Consider the following 21,134-nt stretch of genomic DNA (forward strand, 5'->3'; position numbering starts at 1 on the left):
CCCACTGGGTGTTGCCGGCGCCCAGCAGCGCGTACCGCACATTCGACAGCGAGCCCTCGGGCAGCCCGGCGGCGAGCAGGTCGTCGAAGCGCTGGGCGTTGTCGGGAGCCTTGCCGTTGTAGCTGGCCGCCACCACGGCGAGCAGGCCCTCGGAGGGCAGGTTGTCACCCAGCTCGTCCAGGCTCACCAGCGTGGTGCCGAAGCCGGAACGCTCGCCGCGGTCGGCGATGGTACGCGCCAGGTCCTCACACGAACCCAGGCTGGAGCCGTAGGCGACGGTCAGGTTCACACCGACACCACTGACCGCTGCCTGCTCGTGGGCCTCGTCGCTGTCCAGGGCTGCGACGCTGAAGACGGTCCGCTCGTGCTCCTGACGCTGGCGCACCACCAGTTCGAAGTCGCCGGGCTTGCGCGTCAACGCCTCCCGCACGTCCATCTTGTAGTCGCTGGTGTCGGAGAACTTGAACTTCTGCAGCACCAGCGCCAGGGCCAGCTTGGCCTCGGTGAGCGCGAACTGCCGGCCGATGCAGGCACGCCGGCCGTTGCCGAACGGCTTGTAGGCGTGCTGGTGGTGCTGGGCGCGGTTCTCCGGCAGCCACCGGTCGATGTCGAACTCCTCGGGGCGGTCCCACGCCTTGGGGTGCGTGTGGAGCGGCCCCATCAGCAGGTTCACCTTCGTGCCCGCCTTGAGTTCGTACTGGCCGCCGATGACGGTGTCCTCGATCGGGGCCTTCATGATCTGCGGGATGGGAGCCCAGAGGCGCAGGGTCTCCTCCAGGATCCGCGGGATCACGTCCATCTTCATGATGGTGTCGTAGTCCGGCACCGTGTCGCCCGGCAGCATCCGGTCCACCTCGGCGTAGGCTTGGGCCAGCACGTGCGGGTTGCGCATCAGCGAGTAGGTGGCGAACGCCAGCAGACCGCTGGTGGTCTCGTGGCCGGCGATCAGGAAGGTCACGACCTGGTCGCGGACGTTGTCGTCGTCCAGCGGCTTGCCGGTCTCCGGGTCGGTGGCCTCCAGCATCAGGCCCAGCAGGTCGTCCTCACCGCTGGGCTTCCCCTGACGGCGCTCCTTGATCACATTTTCGACCAGGTCCCGCATCAGCTGGATGTTCTCGTGGTACCGCTTGTCGTCGTCCACCCGCAGCGCGGTCATCGACGGCAGCTCCTGCGTGCGCCGCATCGACTCGGTCAGCGCCTCGAGGATCGCGTTGAGGAAGGGGTGCAACTGCTCCTTGTCGAAGGAATCGAACCGGTAGCCGAACCCGGACAGGGCGATGGTGTCCAGGGTGAGCCGGGTGTAGTCGTCGGTGATCTTGACCGGCTGGCCCTCCTTGCGCTCCCACTTGCCGACCAGGTTCTGGGCGATCTCCAGCATCTGGCCGAAGTAGCCCTTCATGGCCCGCTGGCTGAACGCCGGCATGAGGATCCGGTGCGCCATGCCCCAGACCTCTTCGTCGTCGGCGGCCGTGAACAGGCCGGTGCCGGTGTAGTCCCGGACGTGAGTCAGCGGCGCGAAGATCGACTTCCCGAAACGGGTCTCGTCGGAGACCTCGGTGATCAGGTCCGGGTCGTAGACGAAGACGTTCTCCTGGCCGGCGAGGTCCACGCTGTAGATGCCCTCGGGGAACTGCTTGGCCTGCTCGGCGAAGTACGCCACCGGGTTGGTGTCGGGTATCTGCGGCTGGCCCAGGATCGGGATCCCGTGCGAGGACCGGATGGGGCGAAGGTCGTTCGCGGAGTGCGTGGTCATGTCTTGCTCCTCTGCGTGGAGGGGTGGGCAAGGGCGCGCTGCGCAGGTCGATGCCGTGGCGCCCTACAGAAACATACGCCGTATGGAATTGAAACCATACGCAGTACGGAAAGCGAGTAGCCGGCTCCTGCCACCCACACAGAGCAGTCAACCCGCGACCGCGGCACGGGATCTTGGTCCTCGGAACTAAAAATTCCGCTTGCTTTGGGCTCGCGCACCCATGTGAGCAGCGCCGGTCCGCAACCCGCGCTTCGAAACGAAATGGAGTAGCTCGCGCGCCACCCGTGTCGCGCGACGCCCTCTCTTTGTGCCGCAGGCACGATCAGAGGTTCGTGCCGGTGCTGCCCTCGCCCTTCGATGAGTTCCGCCGCGTGGTCTCGCCCTTGGCGGAGGCGCCCTTCCCAAGCTCCTCCAGCAGCTCCAGGAGCGCGGCGTCCGCCTTTCTCTCGACGGCTCCCCGCATGGCGGAGTGTTGCCGGCAGGGAGTGCGGTGCGGACCGCGTGGTGGGGTCGGGGGGCAGTCCCATGCAGCGTTGGAAAGGGGTTTCGGGCCCTGGCCGCCCCACCACGACCGGCCCTTGCGACAGGGAGACGACCATGCACAAGCTCGTGCAGCGCGCCGCCCCCGCGACCACCTCGGCCGCCATCACCGCGGCAGCCGTCCTCGGCGCCGGGGGCACCGCCTCCGCCGGGCGCGGGCGAGGTGGGCGCCGCAGACTGTGCAACGGAAGAGCATGGCGGTCGCCCGCTCGCCTAGGTGGGTCAAGAAGTGCTCAAGCTGGTTTTCGTCGTGCCAGCCGTCGAGACGCATGTCGGCCCGCAGCTGCTCGAGGGCTTCCGGATGCGCCACCAACTCGGTGTACCCGACTTCGCCCACGAAGGCGGCCGCGTCGTGGCAGTGGACGAGCCAGTGCGGATCCTGCCAGGCGTGGAATCCAGGGGTGCGACGGGTGACCTCATGCAAGACGTCCTCGCTGACACCGTCCAGCCCGTAGGAGTCTATGAATTCACCAGCGAAGCGTTCAGCCTGGATCCACCGCGTGAATTCTGATCTGCGGTCTCAGGCGGTTTCGGGGTGATCTTTCGGGGTGCGGGCAGCGTGGTGGGCCGGGTGGCCGTCCGGTGCCGGGTCTCCGAGGTCTCTCCGTGTGGTGGGCGGTCAGGTCGAGTGGGGTGGTTCAGGTGAGCATGCGCTGGCCGGTGGCTGTCCACAGGTCGGTGAAGTCGTCGGCCCAACGCAAGCGTTCTGGCAGGTGGAGGGTGAGGCGGCGGGCTCCGGTCGCGATCCGGGCCGGAAAATGGCCAGACGCTCGCAGCGTACGCACTGAGCTTGACGTTTAACGTCGCAGGTCACCCGACCTGCTGATCTGCGGCTCTTTCTGGGACAGCGGAGGCGGCCGTTCTCCACGCTTCGAGATGTCGTGTCACGAAGCACCAAGAGAACGGCCGCTGTGTATGAGTCTGTCTGTCGATGCGCCCGCAGGCGAGGCGTTGGACGTGTTGTCCCGCTTTCGGGTCGAGTTCTACGAATGCCTCTACGCTCGCGCGGATGCGCTCTTCGAGCTCACTGATGCGGTGCTGTGCGCGGACGGGCCGGTGAAGACGCTGGTCGAGCTGTCACTGGCGGTCGAGCACCGGCGCGGGCACGGAGCCCTGTACGCCGCGCTGGACCGCGGTTGGGTGGAGCCGACGCGCCTGCGCCGCACGCACATCTGGGGCGTCTTACTTCCGGGAGCCGCGGGCACCGTCCAGACGCCGTGCGTGGTGATCCGATGCTTCGCCACCGGGGATGTGCCTGGACCAGATGTTCTCGTAGGCGACGAGCGCCTCAGGGCTGCACAACGTGTAGACACGGAGCTGGTACTGGGACATGGACACTCGTTCCTTTTCTGTATGAGCGCGGATGGTCAGTGGTCAGCCTGGCGAGAGCAGGTACGCCAGTTCGGCGTCCCAGTCGATGCGTCCGGCTTCGGTGCCCCGTGGCACCAGAGCCTCCGTGCTCTCCAGGAATGCTTTGACGTCCTGTACGGGAACCTCGAGCAGGGCGGTGCCCGCGCGAGACCCGAGAGCGACCAACCACGTGGCGCAGCTGATCGCCCTGGCTGTGCTGTCAGCTCTGGTGGTCTTCGTCTGTTATGTGCGGGAGCGGCATGCCCGGGAGCTGAGCCGGTTGCGGTCGGTGGCTGAGACGGCGCAGCGGGTTCTGCTGCGGCCTCCACCTCGCCGGATCGGGCCGTTGCGGGTGGCCTGGCTGTATCTGGCCGCCGAGGACGAGGCCCAGATCGGGGGCGACCTGTTGGCGGTCGCCCGCGCTGATCACCCCTGCACCCGGGTACTCATCGGCGACGTACGAGGCCGTGGTCTTGCCTCCGTCGGCGAAGCATCGGTGGCGATGAGTGCGTTCCGTGAGGGCGCGCACCGGTACCCCTCCTTGCCCGAGCTCGCCACCGCCGTCGAAGAGAGCATCTGCCGGAACCTGGAGGAGGTCGCCGACACCGCGCACGATGCCGGCGAGCACTTCATCACCGCCATCATGATCGACATCTCCGATCAGGGCCCACAGGCTGAGATGCTCAATTGCGGCCATCCGCCGCCCCTGCTGATCCGCGGTGACCAGGTATCTGCTCTGAACTCCCGCCGTCCCGCACCCCCATTGGGCCTGCGTGCTCTGTGCGTACTCAACGACCGGACCGACTGGTTCGCATTGGAACCGGGCGACATGCTGCTGCTCTACACCGACGGCGTGATCGAAGCCCGCTCACCGACCGGAGCCTTCTACCCGCCCGCCGAACGAGTCGCCTCCTTCTCCGCCTCAAGCCCCGACGCCTTGCTGCACCACATTCACCGCGACCTGCTCGCGCACACCGGCGAGCAGCTCACCGACGACGCCGCTTTCCTGATCATCGAACGCACCCCGTCACACCATCTGCACCGGCCGCTCGTCGCGTCCCATGCCGACGGTCGCACTCGTCCACAGCCAGCTGGCCGTCACGGTCTGGCCGGCTGAACACGTTCCGCGCATTCCCTCACCCCGATGCGAGCGGGCGACCGCCATGCTCTTCCGTTGCACAGTCTGCGGCGCCCACCTCGCCCGCGCCCGGCGGAGGCGGTGCCCCCGGCGCCGAGGACGGCTGCCGCGGTGATGGCGGCCGAGGTGGTCGCGGGGGCGGCGCGCTGCACGAGCTTGTGCATGGTCGTCTCCCTGTCGCAAGGGCCGGTCGTGGTGGGGCGGCCAGGGCCCGAAACCCCTTTCCAACGCTGCATGGGACTGCCCCCCGACCCCACCACGCGGTCCGCACCGCACTCCCTGCCGGCAACACTCCGCCATGCGGGGAGCCGTCGAGAGAAAGGCGGACGCCGCGCTCCTGGAGCTGCTGGAGGAGCTTGGGAAGGGCGCCTCCGCCAAGGGCGAGACCACGCGGCGGAACTCATCGAAGGGCGAGGGCAGCACCGGCACGAACCTCTGATCGTGCCTGCGGCACAAAGAGAGGGCGTCGCGCGACACGGGTGGCGCGCGAGCTACTCCATTTCGTTTCGAAGCGCGGGTTGCGGACCGGCGCTGCTCACATGGGTGCGCGAGCCCAAAGCAAGCGGAATTTTTAGTTCCGAGGACCAAGATCCCGTGCCGCGGTCGCGGGTTGACTGCTCTGTGTGGGTGGCAGGAGCCGGCCACTCGGCCCGGCCGCCGGGCCGTCACCGTGGTGCTGTGACGATGTCTGCGCGGCCGAGCCGACGGAACTGAAGCACGGTGCGAGGCACACATGGACAGTTTGCTCGGAGCTTGGGTCCTTGAGGACTTCTCGCTGACACGACAGGGGACGGTCGTCCGTCCGCTCGGGGAGCGTCCCAGGGGGATGCTGCACTACGCCGCCGACGGCTGGATGAGCGCACTGCTGACAGCCCATCCCGATGACGCCCCGTTCGTATCCCCGTTCGAGGAGACAGCCACCGGGACCGTGGCGTACGCCGGACGCTGGGAGCGCGAGGCGGACGGGTCGGTCGTGCACCACGTTCAGACCAGTCACTACGCACCGTGGACGGGGACGGACCTGGTACGCGAGGTCCAGTTCGGCCCGGGACGGCTGGAGCTGACAGCTGCCGGGGCCGACGACTCCCAGGTGCGCATTGTCTGGCGACGGGCCGACGCCTGACGACGTAGGACGGGCCCAGTGTCCGCCACACAGCCGGAGCAGCGACAACGACCGTCCGACTGATCACCCGATCGTCCCGTTCCCCCTTCTCCTTTCTGAACATGGAGGTGCTGTGCCATGCGGACAGCCACGCTCAACAGCCGTCTCGTGCTCGTCTTCCCCGACGGCGCCGCAGATGTGGAGAAGGCCAGCGACGGCCTGTTCTCCTCGGACCCGCAGGCGGTCTTCGACCGCTGGGCCGAGTTCCGCGACTGGGCCCAGTCGGCGGCCGCGACCGGCCACGAGCGGATCGCCGTGGTGGAGCAGCAGCTGGGCGCGCCGGTGCCCCGCCCGCGGCAGGTCTTCGCGGTCGGGCTGAACTACGCCGACCACGTGGCGGAGTCGGGGGTCGCCGTACCGGAGCGTCCCGCTGTCTTCACCAAGTACGTCACGTCCCTGACCGGGCCCTACGCCACGGTCGAGCTGCCGAGTGCCCTGGTCGACTGGGAGGTCGAGCTGGTAGCGGTGATCGGTCGTGAGGCGCACCAGGTCGCCGCTTCGGACGCGTGGCAGTACGTGGCCGGCCTCACGCTCGGCCAGGACCTGTCCGAGCGCGGCATCCAGTTGTCGGGACCGGCGCCCCAGTTCTCCCTCGGCAAGTCGTTCCCCGGCTTCAGCCCGACCGGGCCGGTACTGGTCACCCCGGACGAGTTCGACAACCCCGACGACCTCGCGCTCGGCTGCGCGATCGACGGCGAGACCATGCAGGACTCCCGTACCTCCCAGATGATCTTCTCGGTGTCCCGGCAGATCGCCTGGATGTCGTCGATCTGCACGCTGCTGCCCGGCGACCTGATCTTCACCGGCACCCCGGCCGGCGTGGGTGGCGCCCGGAACCCGCGCCGGTTCCTCGCCCCCGGCGAGGAACTGCGCAGCTGGATCGGCGGCATCGGTGAGCTGCGCAACCCCCTGGTCGCCGGCCCCACCTACCCCGAAGGCACCCAGGCCGTCTGACGCGCGGCCACACACCTGTCTGCGTACACCACCCGCACACTGAAGCTCTTTGAGGAGACTGCCATGGCCCTGCACCGCATGGCGCACATCACGATCGGGGTGCCCAATGTGGCCGACACCTCGGCCTACTACGCCGATTTCGGACTGACCGACCTCGGCGACGGCCGATTCGCCACTGCCGACGGTGGCGAACAGCTCAAGATCGTTTACGCGGCGCGGCGCCGCCTGGAGGAACTCACCCTGAGCGCCGACGACCAGGACGACCTCGGGCGGATCGGCTCGGCCCTCGACCGGCTCGAGGTGCCGTTCGTCCGGGACACCCACCGCCTGCGCGCGGTCGACCCGGGCACCGAGGTGACGGTGACCGTCGAGGTGCAGCCGCGCATCGTGCAGCCCGCCGCCGCGCGGATGCCGTACAACGCTCCCGGGCGGAACGAGCGGACCGGCGAGCGCGCCCCCGGCGTGCTGCGTGAGGGTCCGGTGCGCGTCCGCCGCCTCGGACACGTCGTCCTGGGCTCCACCGACCAGGAAGCCTCCCAGCGCTTCTTCACCGAAGGGCTCGGCTTCAGGGTCAGCGACCTGGTACCGGGCGCGGCGTTCCTGCGGTGCTCCACCGACCACCACAACGTCCTCGTCCAGAAGGCCCCCATCTCCTTCCTGCACCACACCTCCTGGCAGGTGGACGACGTGGACGAGGTGGGACGCGGCGCCACCCGGATGCTGGAGGACCACCCCGAGCGCCACGTCTGGGGGCTGGGCCGCCACCAGCTGGGGTCGAACTTCTTCTGGTACCTCCGGGACCCGGCCGGCAACTTCTCCGAGTACTACTCCGACATGGACTGCATCGTCGACGACCAGCTGTGGACCCCCGGGACGTGGGAGGACGCCCGCCTCGCCCTGTACAACTGGGGCCCGCCTGTACCGCCCTCCTTCCTCCGCCCCGAGGACCTCGCCGCGATGATGACCGGCGCGCACGACGCCGGCTGAACAGACGAAAAGGAACGCAATCATGAGCACCTCGACCGAGGGTCTCGCCGCGGAGACCTACGACGTGCTGGTCGTCGGCGCCGGTCCGGTCGGGCTGGCCACGGCCATCCAGCTGGCAACCCGAGGCCGCCGCGTCGGCATCGTGGAACGCTGGCCGCAGCAGTACCCGCTGCCGCGCGCGGTCGTCTTCGACCATGAGGCCGGCCGCATCCTGGCGTCGCTGGGGTTGGACATGGCCGCTGTCAGTGAACCCGCCGTGGACTACGAGTGGCGCAACGGAGAGGATCAGCTACTCCTCCGTTACGACTTCTCGGACGACAACTACTCCGGCTGGCCCAACCTGAGCGCGTTCAACCAGCCCACCGTGGAAGCGGTCCTGAACGAGCGCGTCCACTCGCTGCCGGGGATCGACGTCCTGCGCGGCTGGGAAGCCGTGGCAGTCCAGGCGGGCCCCACGACGGTGGAAGTCACCGTGGCGGAGAGCACGGGAGACGAACCTCTGCTCCGTGACGGGGTGCGCGTGCAGCGTACCCTCCGGGCCGCGTACGTCGTCGGCTGCGACGGCGCCAACAGCCTCATCCGCTCGTGCATGCACACCTCGGTCACCGACCTCGGCTTCAAGTACGACTGGCTGGTCCTCGACGTCATGCCCCATGACCGGGACCGCGCATGGACGCCACGGAACCTGCAGGTCTGCGATCCGGCCCGGCCGACCACAGCGGTGGTCGGCGGCCCCGGCCGCCGTCGGTGGGAATTCATGCGCCTGCCCGACGAGTCCATCGCCGAGCTCCTCCAGGCCGAGACCGCCTGGAAGCTGCTCGAGCCGTGGGACCTGCACCCGGACAACGCCACCCTCGAGCGGCAAACCGTCTACACCTTCCAGGCACGCTGGGCGGACTCCTGGCGCGACGGCCGGCTGCTGCTGGCCGGGGACGCGGCCCACCAGATGCCGCCGTTCGCCGGGCAGGGACTGTGCTCGGGCCTCCGTGACGCCATCAACCTGAGTTGGAAGCTCGACCTGGTGCTGTCCGGAAAAGCCGACGACAGTCTGCTGGACACCTACACCACCGAGCGATGCCAGCATCTGCAGAATGCGATCGAGAAGTCCGTGATGCTGGGGAGGGTCATCTGCGAGCCGGACCCGGCCGCAGCCGCCGAGCGCGACGCCCGCATGATCGCCGACCAGCAGGCAGGCCGCGTACCCCAAGGAGATCAGTTCCTGGTGACCTTCACCGGCGGACTGCTGGACCGCGACTGCACCGGCGCCGCCGCGGAGCCGACCGGGCAGCTCAGCCGGCAGGGACGGGTGCGGTTCAGGGGCCGTACCGGCATGTTCGACGAAACCGTCGGCATCGGGCTCACCCTGCTCACCACCGGTGATCCGCGTGACGGGCTCGACGAGGACACCCTGGCCTGGTGTGAGCAGGTCGGGCTCCGCCTGCTGAGGATCACCGACGACCCGGCGGCGAACGGCCCCGACGACGTCGTCGATCTCGACCGCACCTACCTGTCCGACCTGGCCCGTACGGGCATCGAGGCCATGCTGGTGCGCCCCGACTTCTACGTCTTCGGCGGCGCCAAGAGTACGGCCGACCTCCCGCGTCTGGTCACTGCGCTGCGCGGCGGGCTCACGGCGGCCCCAAAACGGTGCTGACCGTGCAGGCCGGCGGCAGGACGCATCCTGCCGCCGGCCTGCACGGCGGCGCTCGTCGTCCTCAGCGGCGGGGTCCGCGGCTGCTCGACTCAGCAGGGAAGATATGGTTCTCTGACCTGGGTTGCAGCTGCGAGCGGCCCGCTCGCCCACCTTCCCCGCGACGGAGGGACGAGAAGCGTGAGGGGACAGTGGCTCCAGTGGTTGCGGCCGGACCCCGGCCGCCTGACCGAGCCCGTCCTGTCACCGGCGGAACTGGCCGCGGCACGCACGGAACTCGGCGCGGGCCCGGTCGAGTGGGCGCTCCAGAGCGCCGACGCCATCGCGGAGGAGGTCCTCAGGAAGGTGCCCGAGCACGGCGGCGGTCCCGCTGCCGCGACCACCCTGCGGCGTGTGACCCAGTCCGTGGTGCTGACGTTCCTGCACCTGATGGCGTCCGACATCGGCCGGCCCCTCCCCACCCTCACCGAGGATGCGCTGGAAGGATGCCGGGAGTTCGCGCGCCGCGGCATCCCGCTGGAGCTCGTCCTGCGGGGAGTGCGGCTCGGGCACGCGCAGCTGGCGCGCGGCCTGGCAGCAGCGGTCGAGGAGCACGTCCCGGCCGACCAGCGCCTGGCCGAGCTGCGCCGGATCGACGACCTGATGTTCACCTACGTCGACGCCCATTCGAGCGTGATGGCCGAGGAGTACATCGCCGAACGGGACCGCTGGCGCGGCAGTGACGAAGCCGCCCGCCGCGCCGTCATCGACGAACTGCTGGCCGCCCGCCCGGTCGACCAAAAAGCCGCCGCCCTGCGTCTGCGGTACGACCTGTCAGGCACGCACGTGGCCGCGGTGCTGTGGAGCGACGACACCGCCACCGCCGCGCCCGCCGCCCAACGGCTGCACCACGCGACCTCAACCATGGCCCGCGCCCTGGGAGCGGCCAGGACGCTCGTCATCCCGGCTCACGACAACCATGTGTGGGCATGGTTCGCCGTCAGCGGCAAGACCGACGAAGACCACGTCCGGCACCTGCGCAGCTCCCTGCCCGAGCCGGCAGGAGTGCGCGCGGCTCTCGGCCCGCCCGCACCAGGGCCCCACGGCATGCGCCGCAGCCATCTTGGGGCGTTGCAGGCACAACGGATGGCCTCGCACGCGTCGGGCTCCTGGCTCTGCGACTACCAGGACATCCGCCTGGCGGCCCTCGTCACGGCCGATCCCGAACACGCACGCTGGTTCGTGCAGGAGGTCCTCGGGCCGCTGGCCTCCGAGGGGGCCCGCCTGCGTGAGCTGCGCGAAACTCTGCGCGTCTACCTCGCCGAGGAACGCAGTCCCCGCGCCGCGGCCGAACACCTGCACGTAGCCCGCAACACCGTCACGTACCGCGTCAAACGCGCGGAGGAACTGCTGCCAGTCACCACCACGGGAATCAGCTCGCTGGAAGTGCGCGTGGCGCTCGAAATCGACGCCGCCTCGCCCCACGGCCCATCGGCCAGGAGCTGACCTCGAGTACAAGGTGCCGTGACGGACGGTCCGCCAGGCGGAGTCGAGGGCCGGAGCGGCTGCTTCCGCCGCAACCCTTCACCCCCGTGGTGTGACCGGACCGGTTGGCGAACCACGCCACGTGCCGCACGGACGGCGCATGCCTTGCCGCTGGTCGGCGCTTGCCCGTGTGGCTGGCACAATCGGGGCGACCCGGCAAAGCTGCCGGCACCGCACTCGCCTGCTTCACGCACTGGTCGGACTGAGTCAGAGAATCTGCTCGGCCCACACCGTCTTGCCGTCGGGGCGGTAGCGGACGCCCCAGTTCTGCGCGAGTTGGGCGACGATGAACAGGCCACGCCCGCCTTCATCGACCGTCTGCGCGTGGTGTAACCGCGGTGCGACGGGATTGCTGTCGTAGACCTTGCAGGTGAGGGTCCGGTCCTTGACGAGCTGCAGTCGCAGAGGCGGGCTGCCGTAGCGGACGGCATTGGTGACCAGTTCACTGACGATCATTTCGGTGATGTAGGCGGTTTCCTCAGGCACTCCCCAGCGGGCGAGTCGATGCTGGTTGTGGGCGCGTGGCGACAGCTGTGAGGTGGTAGTCGATGTCCCACGCGGCGAGCTGGTCGGCGGGGAAGGGGTGGGTACGGGCGAGGAGCAGGACGACGTCGCCGTCGCGGGTGTCGTTGTGCAGCCGGTAGAGCATGTCGTCGCACAGATCCTGCAGGGGCCGGTTTGGCTGGGCCGGCACCCGTTGCAGGGTGTCCGCGGGCGGGGAGGCGTGCAGGAGGGCCGCGGTGTAGAAAGGAGGACGCTGTCGGCGGCGACAGGGACCGTGGCAGCGGCGAACGGAGGTCCCTCGGCAGTGCCCAAAGGAGGTCCGCTCGGCAGGTCAGGGATCTCGGCGGACCCGTCGGGGCGGGCGAGGTTGATCCGCAGGACTCGCAGATCCGGGTCCAGGATCAGCAGGCCCGCAGGTATTTTATCGAACAGAATTTCGAGAACGGCAGCATCTTCATCGGGAGTGATTGCTTCGTCGTGCGCCACGGCAACTCACCTCCACCATCCAGCCTGTGCGCCGCCCGATCGATCCGCGAGACGGAGGCCACGGGCTGGGAACCGGTCGGGGCGTCGCGTCAATCCGCCCCTGGTGACCTGGGTGCCCACGTCGGCACGGCGCAGAAGGCCGGGATTCCAGTGGCGCCCGTGTCAAGGCGTTCGGCCCGGGCTGCCCGCTGGCGGAGACGACCCGCAGGTCACCCGGGCGTGGACCGCGTGCTCTGCCCGGATGAGCCGCAGCCCGCGCAGTCGGCGATCGGTCGAACAGCGCCCAGGTGTGACCTCGTCTGTCCAGTTGGGTGGTACGAGGGAAGGGCTGACAGGCTGGATGCCTACGCCTTGCGTGCCCGTCGCAGCCTGCCGTTCGGCCACGCCGGTCAGCTGCGGGATGAATCATGCACCGCGGGGTCGCGGTCGGCGAGGGGTGGAGGCTGTCGCGCCATGGCCCGCGTCCTCCTGCACGCCGCTCTCTCGGTGACCGTCCGGCCGACGACTCCCTGCGGGCCTCGCGGTGCCGGCCAGAACTTCGGCCGTAACGGCGTCGCAGACTCGCTCGGCAGCAGTGATCGTTGCCTCCCAGTTCGGCAGTCTGCGCTTCGGCGGGGTAGGTTCGGCGTGGGCCTGAGCTGCAGCGCGCCGCGCGTCGGCCAGGAGGCTGTAGGCCGCGCGGCGCAGTTGCTGACGCTGGGTGGTGGTGGCGCTCGGCGCCAGGTCGCGGTACCGGCGGACGGCGAGCAGCGCGGCGTCGGTCTGCGCCGCGGCCCAGTTCCCGGGGGAGTCCGGCCACACGAGGAAGTTCGCCACCAGTACGATCGCCGCGGCCAGGGTGGTGTCCAGGATGCGGGTGCCGTACAGCGTCCGGTGGTCTCCGAGCAGGTCGACGAGGACGAAGACGATCCCGGTCAGACCGGTGGTGGCGATGGCGTAGTGATGGCGGACGCCTACGGCCATGAGCGCGCCGAAGACCGCCAATGTCCCGATGAGTGCGTACGGGGTGTTGCCGGTCAGCAGGGCGACCGCGCCGATCGCGGCGACGCCGACGACCGTGCCGACGCAGCGGTTCACCGCCCGGCGCAGGACGGGACCGAAGTCCGGCTTGTAGATGAAGACCACGGTCATGGGCAACCAATAGCCTCGTGGACGATGCAGCAGCAAAGAGCTGATGTAGGCGACCAGGACACAGGCCGCGAGCAGAACGGCGTATCGCGAACGGTCGGTCCGACCTGGCCGTTGACGTGCAGGCACAGACAGGACCTCGTCCGCGTCGGCTTCCGCGTCGGCCGTCGCGCCCAGCCCGACGAGTGCTCGTACGGCGGGTGAGCGCAGGTCGTGCTCGGGTACGGCCTTCTCGGCCGGGACGGGAACCTGCTCGGTGGCGGTGCCCTTCCCTGCCGGAAGCAGTCGCTCGGCCATCGTCACGGGGAGATTGGCCACGCCGGGCGGGAGCGGGCGTCCCTCCGACACGAGCGCCGACACCACCTCGCCGAGGCGCACGGCCAGACTCAGGGCTTTGCGCAGCCGACGGGCGTCAGGATCTTCCTGCTTATGCCGGGTTGCCGCCGTCAGGTCGGGGGCCATGACGTCGTGCGCGTCGTTGAGCGCCAGCGTCATGGAGCGTCGTGCGGATTCGGCCTGCGGGGTGCCGACGGCCGTCAGCGCCTGTGCGGCGGTGCGGTACACGGCGCGCACGGAGTCGGACTCGATGCGGTGCCGCCGCCACAGCCACGGACTCGTGGACAAGAAGGTGACGAGGAGCACTCCGGACAGCAGTGCGAGCGGCGGCTGCCACCAAGGTCCGGACAGGGCGATACCGCTGCCGACGGTGGCTCCGAGGACCAGGTGCATGCCCGTCACGGAAAGGATGGGGCCACGCAGACTGATCAGGCCGCCGACCAGAGCAGTGGCGACCAGACAGCCCGCCACTGCGGCCCTGTACCCGCTGCGCAGCGCGAGTTCTCCGAGAAGCAGACCGAGGGCACTGGCCAGCCCCACGGCCAGCTGTCGGCGCATGCGCAACCGGTAGGGGGACGAACTGTCCTGCCCCACACCCCATAGGGCGCCGATGCCGGCGAACACGGCGGGACCCATGTGTCCTGTCCACAGTCCCACCAACAGGGGAAGAGCCAGCGCTACGACGCCGCGCAGCGCGGCGGCGAACGGGAAGCCCGCATGCGCTGTGCCCAGGGCCCGCCGCAGCCGTGTGGTCACGGCCGTCCGGGGACGGCGAGACCGCGAGGCTTCTGCTCTGGCTGTCATGGGAAGAGATCCCTCATCGCACAACCTCGCTTCGCGCCACCGGTACGCCGCCCTGCGGCCCGTCTTCCACTGACCTGGCCAGGATCTCGACAAGGTGCACGGGGCGCACGGTGTGGCCGTCCTTGGCGAGACGGCCGCGGATGTTCATCAGGCAGGAGTTGTCCACCGCCGCCGGGACGTGCGCCCCGGTCTCCAGCACGTGCCGGGCCTTCCCCACCGTTCATGGCACCGAAGACGGCGCCGTTCTTGATCGAGAAGGCGCCGCCGAAGCCGCAGCACTCCTCCTGCGCGGGTAGCTCGACGAAGTCGATGCCCAGTACCGCCCGTAGCAGCCGGTAGGGCCGCTCGCCGAGCTGCGAGGCACGCAGGTGGGGTGGTGGGTGACGCGGTGCGGAAAATAGGCACCCATTCCTTCCACGTCCAGGATGTCGGTGAGGAACCGCGTCACCTCGTACACCCGGGGCGTGATCGCGCCGACCTCCGCAAGCAGGTCGTCGTCCCCGACGGACTCGGCGGCCGCCGCGTATGCCTCCGAAGGCAGCCCGCCGCATGATGCCGAGGGCACGATGATCCGGTCGTAGGCGCCGAAAACCTCCACGAAGTGGCGGACCAGTTTCGCTGTTTCGGTTCGGTAGCCGGTGTTGTAGTGCATCTGGCCGCAACAGCTCTGAGTGGTGGGGAACCCCAGCTCGACCCCGAGCCGCCGCAGCAGCTTGACGGTAGCCTGGCCTGTCGCTGGGAACAGAGCGTCGTTTTGGAACGTGACGAACAGCGCGGTGCGCATGGCGTCCCTTTCTCATTCGAACAGATGTCGCCCGCTTCCAGTCTGAGTCGCGCAGGAATGGACTGCCATTGCGGTGGAAGGTTCGCCGCCGACACGTATTCAAGTTGAACGCAATCTTGTATACAAACAGTGCAAAGATCCAGGTCAACCTGCGTGCATGCGGCACAATGGCGTCCGTGAGCCGGAAGTATGCCTCCCGCTCACGGACCAGCTTCTTGCGTCCTTGGCCACCCTGTGCACCTTGCGGATCTCGAACTCCATCACACCCCGTGAGATGGGGTGTTGCGACGACTCCTAGGACCCCAAGCGCATGGGACGGGCCCGCCGTACTGGGCGGCGACCGCGCCACGGGCCCTCTTTTCGTCACGCCCGACCTCGACCCGCCACGGGCTCCCTACTCCTCGCCACCGCCGTCGCGCCGCCCCTCGCCGGGCTCCGTCAGTTCCTCGACGCGGCCCTCGCCCATGCCGTCGGCACCGGCGGCTGCTCATGTGGGCCCGCAAGCTGGGTACGGTGCGCCGTGCCGGTGTGGAGGGCACCGGCACCTTCGGCGCGGGCCTGTCCCGCTACCTGCTGGCCCAGCAGGTCGAGGTATACGAAGTGAACCGCCCCGACCGCTCGGCCCGCTGGCTGCTGGGGAAGTCGGACCCGCTCGACGCGCAGGCCGCCGCGCGGGCCGTGCTCAGTGGCCGCGCCCGGGCCCGGGCCAAGTCCGGCGACGGTCCGGTGCACAGCGCCCGGATCTTCAAGCTCGCCAAGGACTCCGCGGTCAAGGCCCGTACCCAGGCGATCAACCAGCTCAAAGCCGTCCTGGTCATCGCCGATCCCACACTGAGGGAACGACTGTCCAGACTGGGCAACCGCGAGCTGTTCCGCACCTGCGCACGCCTCGGGCCAGGCGTCGGCGAGGACGGCGAGTGCACGGTGGCGCAGGCCACCCACATGACCCTGAGAATGCTCGCCGAGCGCATCGAACAGCTCACCGGACAGATCAATGAGCTGAACCAGCGCCTGACCCGGCTCGTCGAACGTCACGCCCCACAGCTGCTCGTACCGGTGGGCATCGGTCCGGACAGCGCCGTCACTCTCCTGATCACCATGGGGGACAACCCCGAGCGGCTGAGCACCGAGGCGTCCTTTGCTGCCCTTTGCGGAGTCAGCCCCGTCGAGTACTCCTCCGGCCGACGGCGCACGCGCCGGCTCAACCATGGCGGCGACCGCCAGGCCAACGCCGCCCTGCACCGAATCGTGTTCACCCGCCTGCGCCACGACCCGCGTACCCAGGCGTACTACGAACGCCGCACCCAGGAGGGCAAGACCCGACGCGAGATCATCCGATGCCTCAAGCGATATGCCGCCCGAGAGGTCTTCAACCTGGTCAGGACGGTATCCAGCGTCCCCCTGTTATTGGGGCGTCCGTGAGACGTGAGAGGGTCTGGGGCGTGAGTGAGACACCCCCGAACACCCTGCAATACCGCTTTGACGGGCCAGAAGACGCTCCGGTCCTGATCTTGGGTCCCTCACTGGGTACCACATGGCACAGGTTGTAAATACCGTCCATGGGCGTCCGAGCAGTCCAAAACGGGCGCGTAATGCCAGGTCGGAGGCTCCCGGTCCGGGGGAGTCGATGCAGTTGGTGACAGGCGCGTGAGAGCGCCACTCGATGAGAAGCCCCGCGGGTGCGGCCAAGCGGGGCTTCCGAATCGGTGGGTTGCAACGCCGGCGCGGGCGCCGTAGCACTCGGTTGTCCTCTTGGGAGCCACCCGAAGCAAGGACACAGCGACGGCACGCGTTATACGGCCGATGCGCAACACACGACCCAGGGACTTGGTGCGATCAACCAGGACACACCGCTTGCTAGCGCAAAGTCGAGCGTCTCCTGACGCGGCTCACGAGGCCAGCCTGAAGTCGTCCTGCACAGGCTGGCCCTCGCTGCGGCAGGCGCAGGGGAAGCAGCGGATGACCACCCCGTTCTCCGGCTCCTCCGCAGCGGTTCGGGCGTCCCAGTTGCTGTCGGCGGGCGGTCGATGCGGCGGCAGCGAATTGGTCGATCGGGGCCTGGTCAGGCGGTTCCCGGGAGCGGTGCAGGAATCCTGCCCGAGCAGCCGCCCCCCCGCACGGCGGCACGCCCCGGTGCGAAATACTCTCCCGATGAGTTCACGCACTTCCCCGATCAGTCAGCCGATCACGATACGGAGGGCCGTCGCGCGGGATGCCAAACGGCTCACGCGGCTCGTGCGTGGCTCAGGCGCCTACGAGGGTAAGTACGCAGCCGCCGTCGCGGGCTACCGGGTCGGTCCTGATTACATTGAGGCCCACCGCGCCTTTGTGGCCGTCGGCGCCGACGAGCAGGCAGGCCGGGTCCTCGGGTTCTACTCGCTCGTCCTTGCTCCACCGGAGCTCGACCTGCTGTTAGTTGCCGACGAAGTGCAAGGACGGGGTATTGGACGGCTGCTCGTCGCGCACATGCAGTCCGAGGCTCGTGCCGCCGGGCTCGACCGTCTCAAGGTCGTGTCGCATCCTCCCGCCGAGGATTTCTACCACCGCGTCGGTGCAGTGCGGACCGGGACCGCGCTCGCGAACCCGCCCGCCGTGCAGTGGGACCGTCCCGAATTCGAGTTTCGCATTCCTTCGGAATGACGCGGTGTGCCGGTTGGCAGGGCACCGGCTTCGCCTGCATGGTGACCGGCATGCAGGAGCCGCTGGACGCCGCGCGCTCCGTGTGTGCCGTCGCCTCAATGACCCTCGATCCGGCCGAGAGGAATGGTTGGGGCCGGGCCGCCGGTGACGTTCCCCGCGGAGGGCGTCGTTGAACCCGAGTAACGGCAGGGGGCCGTGCGCCTCGCAGACGACGGTTCGGGCGATTCGCTACTGAGTACGTGTACCCGCGCCGTACGGCTGCAGCGCATCCGAGGCGGCAGGAAGCCGGGCCGTCGCCCATGGGTAGGCCGCCCATCCCTGGTCGAGGACCGGGTTGCGGTCGCCCTCGTGCCCGTTGAGGCACTCGTTGAGCGCCCATATGGAGCGCAGGGGGTCGGCCGCCCGTTCGAGGAGCAGCGCGCTGGGCGTGGTGTCGGTCAAGGTCACCAGGCGTTCGATCTCCTGGGCGCCGACGACCGTGGTGGGGATGTCGGCGGCGGGCAGGTCCACGTGGGGCAGGTTGGCGTTGGCGATCGGGAACGGCTCAAGCGTGACGATCAATGCCTGACGTGGACGGTCGGTCGGAACGCCGGCGAATGCCGGATTGCGCTGGTCGATCTGGGCCGAGGTGGAGTTGACCTGGCGGTAGGCGCGAGCCAGTTTGCTGTCGGTCTCTGCCACTCCGTCTTCCAGTCCGAGCCGGGCGTTCTCGGTCGGCATCATGGACTTGACCTCCACGAGCAATACCAGGTCATCCAGGACGACGATCCAGTCGACGCTGAGGAGTTCGTTGCGCTTGACCCGGTAGGTGATCTCACCGACGACGTCAGCATCCGGTATCAGGCGGAGCTGGCGGCCGATGTACTCCTCGAAGAGATAGCCGGTCTCCCGCAGGAAGCCTGTTCCGAAGTGCTCACGGCCCGTGTGATAGATGCCGGCCGGAGTCGCCTTGCGCCAGACCAGCTGTGGTGAGGGGCACAGCAGGCCGGGTCCGAAGCCGGTGACCGCCGGCCGGCCGAGCAGCGGGTTGTACGTGAAGCGCCGCAGCTGGGCCGCTTTGCCGCCAGCCACCCTCACCAGGCTTTCCACGGTCTGCTTCTCGGTTGCTTTGATGGAAGCCACGTCAGTGGCGAAATGCCGCTCGATGACGCTCAGGACCGTCTCTCGGCTGATCGCCCGGCTGAACTTCTCCCCGTCGGGGCTGTCGTAGATCGCGGGATCGAAACGCCCAACGTTGAACAGCGCGCATCCCCACAGCAGTTGCGCGGTGCCGACGTAGTCGGGCAGCGGACAGCCGAACAGCTCTGTGTCCCAGCCCGGGACCATGCAGCGGGGCTGGCGGTGTGCGGGGAATGGCGTGTGCAGGTACAGCGCCGCGGTACGGGCGAGACTGTTGAACTCCGGGGCCTGCCAGGCTCCCTGCTCGCCGCCCAGGCGCATCATGAAGTCCCGGAGGCGGACCGTGGGTTCGTCCGTGCCGTGCAGGGTGGGTTCCTTCAAACTGGAGTACGCCGTCAGGATCTCCAGCAGATCACGCTCGGTGGCTTCGGAACGCTGGTACTCGGTGCCGTAGGCCAGGCAGACGCGGGCCGCGTCAGCCAGAGCCCAGGGCGTGTACTTCATCAACGGGCTCTTCAGCCAAGGCTGTGGCCGCTCCGGGGTGCTGTAGCGTGCCGCCGCTGCGGCGATCAGCGGCAGCAGTGAGCTGGGGCGATGCCGCCGGATGCGCTGGCGGTATTCGTCCTCTGCCACCAGCCGGTCGTAGAGGTATGCAGCCATCCCGCCATGATCCTCGCCGCGAAGGGATTCTTCGAGGGGTTTGTGCTCAGTCGGTGCAGAGCGGGGTTATCCCACGACCCAGGTCACTTTGGAATGGATAATCGCGGGTCAGCCCGCGCGGGCGCGGACCCGGTCGAGACCGCCCAGCGGGCGGCGTGGAGGTTCTCCTGCCCCCGTGCGCGCAGTGTCGCTATGTCCGGCGCAGCGCAGCGTTCAGTACTGCTCGGTCTCCACGAAACCCGTGTCCACGTCGTCGGTGCCGAAGGCGTCCGCAGCGGAGGTCGGGTTGAATCCGGGCGGGCTGTCCTTGAGACCGAGGCCCATGCCGGCGAGCTTTTCCTTGACCTCGTCGATGGACTTCGCACCAAAGTTGCGAATGTCGAGGAGGTCGGCCTCGGAGCGGGCCACGAGCTCACCCACGGAGTGGACGCCCTCGCGCTTGAGGCAGTTGTACGAACGGACGGTGAGGTCGAGCTCCTCGATCGGCATCACCAGATCGGCGGCGAGGGCAGCGTCCACCGGGGAAGGGCCCATGTCGATGCCCTCGGCTTCGACATTGAGTTCGCGGGCCAGACCGAACAGCTCGACCAGTGTCTTACCGGCGGAGGCCATGGCGTCACGTGGACGCATGGCCTGCTTGGTCTCGACGTCGACGATCAGCTTGTCGAAGTCGGTGCGCTGCTCGACGCGCGTGGCCTCGACCTTGTAGGTGACCTTCAGCACGGGCGAGTAGATGGAGTCGACCGGGATACGGCCGATCTCCTGGCCCACCTGCTTGTTCTGCACGGCGGAGACATAGCCGCGGCCACGCTCGACCGTGAGCTCCATCTCCAGCTTGCCCTTGCCGTTGAGCGTGGCGAGGACGAGGTCGGGGTTGTGCACCTCGACACCGGCCGGGGGCGCGATGTCGGCGGCGGTGACCAGACCCGGGCCCTGCTTGCGCAGGTACATCACGACCGGCTCGTCATGCTCGCTGTTCACGACCAGCTGCTTGATGTTGAGGATCAGGTCGGTGACGTCCTCCTTGACGCCCGGCACGGTGGTGAACTCGTGCAGAACGCCGTCGATGCGGATGCTGGTGACAGCCGCGCCGGGGATGGAGGAGAGAAGGGTCCGGCGGAGGGAGTTGCCGAGGGTGTAGCCGAAGCCCGGCTCCAGCGGCTCGATCACGAACCGGGAGCGGAACTCGTCGACGACCTCTTCGGTCAGGGACGGACGCTGAGCAATGAGCACGGGGTGTTGCCTCCAGTGGTTTGGCGCCCGCTATGTGACGCCGTAGACAACACGAAGGGTACGGGGCGATACGGGCTCATCGGCCTACGAAGAGGCCCGACCGCCCGACTCCAACCCAGCGAGGAGATCTCGAGTCTCCCTTCCGCCAGCCGCCCCCACTGCCGTTTCTGCTTTGCCCGCGTCCGGATCCCGGGCGAGCAGGACGGCCAGACAGTCATGCCCGGCCACGGCCGTGTCACGTTACACGCGACCAACAGCGTCCGTTCTACGCTCCCGGCCTCCCGGCCTCCCGGCCAGGCCGTCGCCACCCGCTATGCCCACCGCATGCCGTCCGAGGAAGTGATCACGCAGGGGCGGCTCCACGCGAAGAAGGGGCAGCAC

Annotated in this window: 19 protein-coding genes and 2 pseudogenes; 10 read left to right on the forward strand and 11 right to left on the reverse strand. The window is 68.7% G+C overall.

Annotated elements, in window-relative coordinates; translation table 11 throughout:
• From SRB17_RS42890 to SRB17_RS42900, 3 genes are all read right to left on the reverse strand, one after another.
• Positions 1-1,753: cytochrome P450 (locus SRB17_RS42890; RefSeq protein ID WP_153547320.1), on the reverse strand; the 1,753-nt coding region annotated here is incomplete at its 3' end.
• A gap of 322 nt (positions 1,754-2,075) precedes the next feature.
• A complete protein-coding gene (locus SRB17_RS42895; RefSeq protein WP_153547322.1) occupies positions 2,076-2,216 on the reverse strand; it encodes a hypothetical protein in 141 nt (46 codons plus the stop codon).
• Between the two features lie 183 nt (positions 2,217-2,399).
• Entirely contained in the window at positions 2,400-2,786 is a 387-nt protein-coding gene (locus SRB17_RS42900; protein ID WP_323377549.1) for a CbrC family protein, read from the reverse strand.
• A 422-nt stretch (positions 2,787-3,208) separates the two neighbouring features.
• Here SRB17_RS42900 and SRB17_RS42905 point away from each other — a divergent pair.
• Positions 3,209-3,458, forward strand: a pseudogene (locus SRB17_RS42905) (transposase); the annotation flags it as partial.
• A 17-nt stretch (positions 3,459-3,475) separates the two neighbouring features.
• Here the strand turns inward: SRB17_RS42905 and SRB17_RS45765 are convergent.
• Together SRB17_RS45765 and SRB17_RS48760 are read right to left on the reverse strand one after the other, a co-directional pair.
• Positions 3,476-3,625, reverse strand: coding sequence for a hypothetical protein (locus SRB17_RS45765; protein ID WP_194294342.1), 150 nt, complete (start codon positions 3,623-3,625; stop codon positions 3,476-3,478).
• A 42-nt stretch (positions 3,626-3,667) separates the two neighbouring features.
• Complete coding sequence (locus tag SRB17_RS48760) at positions 3,668-3,829, reverse strand: SsgA family sporulation/cell division regulator (RefSeq protein WP_153547381.1); 162 nt, start codon at positions 3,827-3,829, stop codon at positions 3,668-3,670.
• A gap of 4 nt (positions 3,830-3,833) precedes the next feature.
• Between SRB17_RS48760 and SRB17_RS42915 the strand changes: the two genes are divergently transcribed.
• The 7 genes from SRB17_RS42915 (at position 3,834) to SRB17_RS48350 (ending at position 11,020) form a co-directional block, all read left to right on the forward strand.
• Positions 3,834-4,760 carry a PP2C family protein-serine/threonine phosphatase gene (locus SRB17_RS42915; protein ID WP_194294343.1) on the forward strand — a complete coding sequence of 309 codons (927 nt, stop codon included), beginning with the start codon at positions 3,834-3,836 and terminating at the stop codon, positions 4,758-4,760.
• Positions 4,761-5,079: 319 nt separating this feature from the next.
• Positions 5,080-5,220 (forward strand): hypothetical protein, encoded by a 141-nt coding sequence (locus tag SRB17_RS42920; protein ID WP_153547322.1) that lies wholly within the window; start codon positions 5,080-5,082, stop codon positions 5,218-5,220.
• Between the two features lie 294 nt (positions 5,221-5,514).
• Complete coding sequence (locus SRB17_RS42925) at positions 5,515-5,904, forward strand: lipocalin-like domain-containing protein (protein ID WP_153547326.1); 390 nt, start codon at positions 5,515-5,517, stop codon at positions 5,902-5,904.
• A gap of 117 nt (positions 5,905-6,021) precedes the next feature.
• Entirely contained in the window at positions 6,022-6,897 is an 876-nt protein-coding gene (locus tag SRB17_RS42930; protein WP_153547327.1) for a fumarylacetoacetate hydrolase family protein, read from the forward strand.
• A gap of 63 nt (positions 6,898-6,960) precedes the next feature.
• Positions 6,961-7,884 (forward strand): VOC family protein, encoded by a 924-nt coding sequence (locus SRB17_RS42935; RefSeq protein WP_153547329.1) that lies wholly within the window; start codon positions 6,961-6,963, stop codon positions 7,882-7,884.
• Between the two features lie 22 nt (positions 7,885-7,906).
• Positions 7,907-9,538, forward strand: coding sequence for a bifunctional 3-(3-hydroxy-phenyl)propionate/3-hydroxycinnamic acid hydroxylase (locus SRB17_RS42940; RefSeq protein ID WP_153547331.1), 1,632 nt, complete (start codon positions 7,907-7,909; stop codon positions 9,536-9,538).
• Positions 9,539-9,715: 177 nt separating this feature from the next.
• Positions 9,716-11,020, forward strand: coding sequence for a PucR family transcriptional regulator (locus tag SRB17_RS48350; RefSeq protein ID WP_153547334.1), 1,305 nt, complete (start codon positions 9,716-9,718; stop codon positions 11,018-11,020).
• A gap of 246 nt (positions 11,021-11,266) precedes the next feature.
• On the opposite strand, the gene SRB17_RS47845 is transcribed toward SRB17_RS48350, so the two are convergent.
• The 4 genes and pseudogenes from SRB17_RS47845 to SRB17_RS42960 form a co-directional block, all read right to left on the reverse strand.
• Positions 11,267-11,515, reverse strand: a complete 249-nt coding sequence (locus tag SRB17_RS47845; RefSeq protein ID WP_267133507.1) for an ATP-binding protein — start codon at positions 11,513-11,515, stop codon at positions 11,267-11,269.
• 22 nt (positions 11,516-11,537) lie between these two features.
• Positions 11,538-11,753 (reverse strand): hypothetical protein, encoded by a 216-nt coding sequence (locus tag SRB17_RS47850; RefSeq protein ID WP_194294340.1) that lies wholly within the window; start codon positions 11,751-11,753, stop codon positions 11,538-11,540.
• Positions 11,754-12,454: 701 nt separating this feature from the next.
• Positions 12,455-14,269, reverse strand: coding sequence for an FUSC family protein (locus SRB17_RS42955; RefSeq protein ID WP_323377542.1), 1,815 nt, complete (start codon positions 14,267-14,269; stop codon positions 12,455-12,457).
• Positions 14,270-14,330: 61 nt separating this feature from the next.
• Positions 14,331-15,101, reverse strand: a pseudogene (locus tag SRB17_RS42960) ((Fe-S)-binding protein).
• Between the two features lie 513 nt (positions 15,102-15,614).
• Here SRB17_RS42960 and SRB17_RS42965 point away from each other — a divergent pair.
• Together SRB17_RS42965 and SRB17_RS42970 are read left to right on the forward strand one after the other, a co-directional pair.
• On the forward strand, positions 15,615-16,523 hold the full coding sequence (locus SRB17_RS42965; protein ID WP_323377543.1) for a transposase: 909 nt from the start codon (positions 15,615-15,617) through the stop codon (positions 16,521-16,523).
• Between the two features lie 729 nt (positions 16,524-17,252).
• Positions 17,253-17,741, forward strand: a complete 489-nt coding sequence (locus SRB17_RS42970) for a GNAT family N-acetyltransferase (RefSeq protein WP_153547340.1) — start codon at positions 17,253-17,255, stop codon at positions 17,739-17,741.
• Positions 17,742-17,969: 228 nt separating this feature from the next.
• Here SRB17_RS42970 and SRB17_RS42975 read toward each other — a convergent pair whose 3' ends face one another.
• Positions 17,970-19,520 (reverse strand): hypothetical protein, encoded by a 1,551-nt coding sequence (locus SRB17_RS42975; protein WP_153547342.1) that lies wholly within the window; start codon positions 19,518-19,520, stop codon positions 17,970-17,972.
• A gap of 213 nt (positions 19,521-19,733) precedes the next feature.
• The gene (locus SRB17_RS42980; protein WP_323377544.1) at positions 19,734-20,753 is read right to left on the reverse strand and encodes a DNA-directed RNA polymerase subunit alpha; all 1,020 of its coding nucleotides are present in this window, start codon (positions 20,751-20,753) and stop codon (positions 19,734-19,736) included.
• Between the last annotated feature and the right edge of the window lie 381 nt (positions 20,754-21,134).

It is taken from the genome of Streptomyces sp. RB17 (assembly GCF_009604455.1).
Taxonomy (GTDB): domain Bacteria; phylum Actinomycetota; class Actinomycetes; order Streptomycetales; family Streptomycetaceae; genus Streptomyces.

Excerpts from the sequence above, each read along its gene's own strand:
- SRB17_RS42920 (WP_153547322.1), top strand. The coding sequence starts at position 5,080 with ATGCGGGGAGCCGTCGAGAGAAAGGCGGACGCCGCGCTCCTGGAGCTG.
- SRB17_RS42975 (WP_153547342.1), bottom strand. The coding sequence starts at position 19,520 with ATGGCTGCATACCTCTACGACCGGCTGGTGGCAGAGGACGAATACCGC.
- SRB17_RS42925 (WP_153547326.1), top strand. The coding sequence starts at position 5,515 with ATGGACAGTTTGCTCGGAGCTTGGGTCCTTGAGGACTTCTCGCTGACA.
- SRB17_RS42930 (WP_153547327.1), top strand. The coding sequence starts at position 6,022 with ATGCGGACAGCCACGCTCAACAGCCGTCTCGTGCTCGTCTTCCCCGAC.
- SRB17_RS42935 (WP_153547329.1), top strand. The coding sequence starts at position 6,961 with ATGGCCCTGCACCGCATGGCGCACATCACGATCGGGGTGCCCAATGTG.
- SRB17_RS42970 (WP_153547340.1), top strand. The coding sequence starts at position 17,253 with ATGAGTTCACGCACTTCCCCGATCAGTCAGCCGATCACGATACGGAGG.
- SRB17_RS47845 (WP_267133507.1), bottom strand. The coding sequence starts at position 11,515 with ATGATCGTCAGTGAACTGGTCACCAATGCCGTCCGCTACGGCAGCCCG.
- SRB17_RS42895 (WP_153547322.1), bottom strand. The coding sequence starts at position 2,216 with ATGCGGGGAGCCGTCGAGAGAAAGGCGGACGCCGCGCTCCTGGAGCTG.
- SRB17_RS45765 (WP_194294342.1), bottom strand. The coding sequence starts at position 3,625 with ATGTCCCAGTACCAGCTCCGTGTCTACACGTTGTGCAGCCCTGAGGCG.
- SRB17_RS42940 (WP_153547331.1), top strand. The coding sequence starts at position 7,907 with ATGAGCACCTCGACCGAGGGTCTCGCCGCGGAGACCTACGACGTGCTG.